The sequence below is a fragment of the Nostoc mirabile CHAB5784 genome (assembly GCF_020829645.1).
GTDB lineage: Bacteria > Cyanobacteriota > Cyanobacteriia > Cyanobacteriales > Nostocaceae > Nostoc > Nostoc mirabile.
This window is the reverse complement of record NZ_JAIVFS010000247.1, coordinates 1-3,627: the sequence shown is the minus strand read 5'-3', so window position 1 is coordinate 3,627 and position 3,627 is coordinate 1. Positions and strand designations below refer to the sequence as shown.

The window sequence follows — 3,627 nt, the reverse complement described above, 5'->3', positions numbered from 1 at the left end:
TCGCAGTACTGATCTACCACGGTGATCGTGGAGGTAGCCGTTCTTGAACCCAATTAAATACCCTTGCTAAGTTAAACTGTTAGTAATTAATTATACTCTCATGAGAGTAATAAAAGAGCGTTAGTCAGGGGAGTAATACCAATTCGCAATTCGCAATGACGCTCGTTCCGACGCTCGTTCCTCGCTAACGCTGCGCTATCGCTAACGCAATTCGCAATTAAGAAACTTAGATACAGCAAGACTTTCCTGATTTACATCTGTTGCCTCATTTTGGAGAATTGGTATTAGTCCATCCTCTCCCCAATCGATTCTCTCTCTTATCGCCGAAAGCCCTGCTGATGTGAGCTATTGGAGTGACGGGGTGGCGTGTTGGTGGGAAATCTGGCGCGAAGATTCGGTTTGGGAGGTTTTGCGTTAGAGAAGCTACTGGCTTTGACATTTTTGTGAGACGGGTTTTTGGGAGTTGCGATCGTTAGGGGGATTAATTTATGGCACTGTTAGATGGAACGATTGCACAATTCAACTACCGAATTGCGTGATTTTGGACAATATCAGTTATATTCTTAACCCAAAGCGAAAAACAGTTACAAAAAAGGTAGATACGACATGAGTAGCAAAACATCCAAGGTCGGGGTCATTGGTGCGGGGAATGTGGGTGCAAACGTAGCAAATGCTTTAGTGCTACTCCGTAAATGTGTAAGAGTCGTGCTTTTAGCGATTTCGGATGTGAGCGCTCACAATTTTATTTTTGGGAATCATAATAGCAGGGATTGCCATTTCAAAATTAAGCTCAATTCCAACTGTTGCTGTAATAGTTGAGATGAATGAAGTAGTTTATCTTGTTCTTTGGTGTCAGATACTTATCCGGTATGGACAAATTGCTCCCAGAACAGTTAGTCAAAAGCATTTATCAGCAACTACTGCCTAGATTACAAATTGAAAGTGTCAATCCCCGTAATCCCATTAAGGTCAGCTATCTTCCACAACCCTGGCGGCTGCTTGGCAAAGGAAATTACGCCGCAGTAGTTTATCACCCCGATCACCCAGAGTGTGTAGTTAAAATTTATGCCCCAGGACGACCGGGCTTTGAAGAGGAAGTAGAAGTCTACCGTCGTCTAGGTTCTCATCCGGCATTTTCTGAGTGTTTGTACGCCAAAGATAGCTTTCTAATTTTGAAACGGCTTTATGGAACAACCCTGTACGATTGTATGCACTTAGGTTTACCGATTCCCAAGCAGGTAATAAGAGACATCGATGAAGCTCTTGACTATGCCCGACGTTGCTCCCTCCACCCTCATGATGTCCACGGGCGTAATGTCATGATGTACCAAGGCAGAGGATTAGTTGTAGACATCTCAGATTTCCTGCATCTTGAAGCCTGCTCAAAATGGAATGACTTAAAGAAGGCTTATTACTGGTTATATCTCCCCGTGTTATGCCCACTTCGACTCCGTGTGCCATACTCTGCCTTAGATATAATCCGCAAATCTTATCGTCTGGCAACCTCTTTCAAAACTTCCTGTTGTCAACTAATCCTAAGATTAACTCGTTTTAAATGTTTAAAACGTTAGGCTAATTTATTCTTGCAAACATTAAGTATTTCTGTGCCAAAAAGTGAAAATAAAATGGTATTGCACCCTCTTGCTATTGCTTTGAGTTTAACCGGAACAATAAATAATATACCTTTTGCAATAGCTAAATTTTATCAATAATTTCTGTAACACCTGCGGCTTTTGGGTTAATCAATTAGCCACTGCATTAATAAGTAAATTATCGAGGTGAACATAAAACTCCCAAATAACATCGTCCATGTTACTGTCATAGTTATGAAACTTATCCACTTATTATGATGATGAAATCGTCGCGCCTGCCAAATAATCAGTGTGAGATTTGTAGAAAGAGAAAACGCGATTATATTAGCTAGCAATAACCAATGGTCTTCAGTTACGCCTTGCATCCAAGGTATTAATGAACCTCCATTTGCGCTATCAGGGCGAAAAGTCGGATCTCTTAACGGTGAAACTTGATAAGCAAAAAGACTAGTAGCTATCGTTAAAAACAGCAAAAATATCAAACTGAAAATAGAAAAGTGCCGAATCTGGTGAGTTGTGCGAGATTGAGTTTCAGTGAGAATATCAGCAGCTTTTACCTGTTGCGCGAGTGCATAATTTTTTCCAACTATAGCTTCAGCTGGTTCATTACTCTCGCCAACTCCGCCAGTAAAAATGATTGTCTTAACAGATCCATTTTTATATAAGTTAATGGCGTGGTTGATTCGCTCCCTGAAAACAGGAGATGGTTCTTCTCCCCAAACTGCTGCTCCTAAAACAATTGCTGCATCTGCCTTGATATTATTAGTACTGCTGCCATATAAATAAATACTTGAGGCAGAAGAAGCGAGCGCCAGCAACAAGGCAGATATCAAAGCTACTATCACCAAAATTAACCATTTTTTCGGAATTTTGTAATTGAGCATCGGGCGTTGTGCTATTTTTCATGCTTAGTTTCGATATCTAAGCTAAATGCATAATTCCTATATAAAACTGCTCTGGGCCGAATCCAGAGCAGTTTTTGATAGAAGTAAATTATATAGGAGACAATTAATCTTGTCCCCGGTTTATCCATAGTAAATACCGTTATATAATACTATTCACCTTAAGTTTCGTACTTTACGCAAAAAACAAATAATCTTGAAGTTGGCATTACAAAGGTTATAAGTCAGCACAAGCCAGCGTATTACAGACGGCATCCGCGAATTTGAGCTTCTTCCTTGGCAGCCGACAGGCATGGTTGCTGGTGATGAGGTGCCCAGTAAGGAAATCTGGGGATGGAGAAAGTAGCGATCGCTAGGTGGAGCGTAGTCATCGCCTCCTCAATTGATTCTCACGAGTGATTACCGAAAGTGCTGCTGATGTGGGCTATTGGAGTGATGAATGGTATGTTGTTTATTCAAGTTAATCAGGATAATATACCTCGATTAAGAACAGGAAACTTCAAATGAGAATTTTTGTTCCAGGCCGTCTTTGTTTGTTCGGAGAACACAGCGATTGGGCAGGAGAATATCGCAGTGTTAATCCTCTGCTCGAAAAGGGCTACACCTTAATTGTTGGTACTAATCAAGGAATTTATGCCAATGTCTTACCTAATTCTACTGAATTAATTATTCGTACTTCTCTCAATGATGGCAGGAGTTATGAACCGTTGAGATTACCTATGGAATCTAATACCCTGAAATGCATAGCGGCAAAGGGTGGTTTTTTTAGTTATGCTGCTGGTACAGCTTATCAATTTCTTACTCACTATGGTGTTGGCGGGCTTGAGGTTGATAATTATCTAACCGACTTACCCATCCAAAAAGGATTATCTTCGAGTGCTGCCTTTTGCGTTCTCATTGCTCGGTCTTTTAATCGTCTGTATGACTTGAAGATGACAATTCGTTCAGAAATGGAGTTTGCCTATCTGGGAGAAAGAACCACTCCTAGCCTTTGTGGTCGTATGGATCGTAAGGATTCAGGTGGCAGAGTATTGACAAGGAGGACACTTGAGGGTGAGTATCACAAATATGAACCAAAGCCAGCCTGAAGAATTAGACCGAGAAAGTTTGAGCCAGTTGCCCAAAGAAGAACT

At 41.0% G+C, this 3,627-nt stretch carries 4 protein-coding genes; 2 read left to right on the top strand and 2 right to left on the bottom strand.

The genetic code is table 11. From position 1 onward, the window contains the following. Positions 1-869 precede the first annotated feature (869 nt). Positions 870-1,571 (top strand): serine/threonine protein kinase, encoded by a 702-nt coding sequence (locus LC653_RS45070; protein ID WP_229501722.1) that lies wholly within the window; start codon positions 870-872, stop codon positions 1,569-1,571. Between the two features lie 167 nt (positions 1,572-1,738). Here LC653_RS45070 and LC653_RS45065 read toward each other — a convergent pair whose 3' ends face one another. Next, positions 1,739-2,476 carry a YdcF family protein gene (locus LC653_RS45065; protein ID WP_229501721.1) on the bottom strand — a complete coding sequence of 246 codons (738 nt, stop codon included), beginning with the start codon at positions 2,474-2,476 and terminating at the stop codon, positions 1,739-1,741. Between the two features lie 260 nt (positions 2,477-2,736). Next, the gene (locus LC653_RS46680; protein ID WP_267923457.1) at positions 2,737-2,865 is read right to left on the bottom strand and encodes a hypothetical protein; all 129 of its coding nucleotides are present in this window, start codon (positions 2,863-2,865) and stop codon (positions 2,737-2,739) included. 132 nt (positions 2,866-2,997) lie between these two features. Here LC653_RS46680 and LC653_RS45060 point away from each other — a divergent pair, with 132 nt between their 5' ends. Further along, positions 2,998-3,582 carry a GHMP family kinase ATP-binding protein gene (locus LC653_RS45060; RefSeq protein ID WP_229501720.1) on the top strand — a complete coding sequence of 195 codons (585 nt, stop codon included), beginning with the start codon at positions 2,998-3,000 and terminating at the stop codon, positions 3,580-3,582. Positions 3,583-3,627: the final 45 nt, after the last annotated feature.

What these genes read in the sequence shown, in the direction of transcription:
- LC653_RS45060 (WP_229501720.1), top strand. Translation starts at nt 2,998, where the DNA reads ATGAGAATTTTTGTTCCAGGCCGTCTTTGTTTGTTCGGAGAACACAGC.
- LC653_RS46680 (WP_267923457.1), bottom strand. Translation starts at nt 2,865, where the DNA reads ATGACTACGCTCCACCTAGCGATCGCTACTTTCTCCATCCCCAGATTT.
- LC653_RS45065 (WP_229501721.1), bottom strand. Translation starts at nt 2,476, where the DNA reads ATGCTCAATTACAAAATTCCGAAAAAATGGTTAATTTTGGTGATAGTA.
- LC653_RS45070 (WP_229501722.1), top strand. Translation starts at nt 870, where the DNA reads ATGGACAAATTGCTCCCAGAACAGTTAGTCAAAAGCATTTATCAGCAA.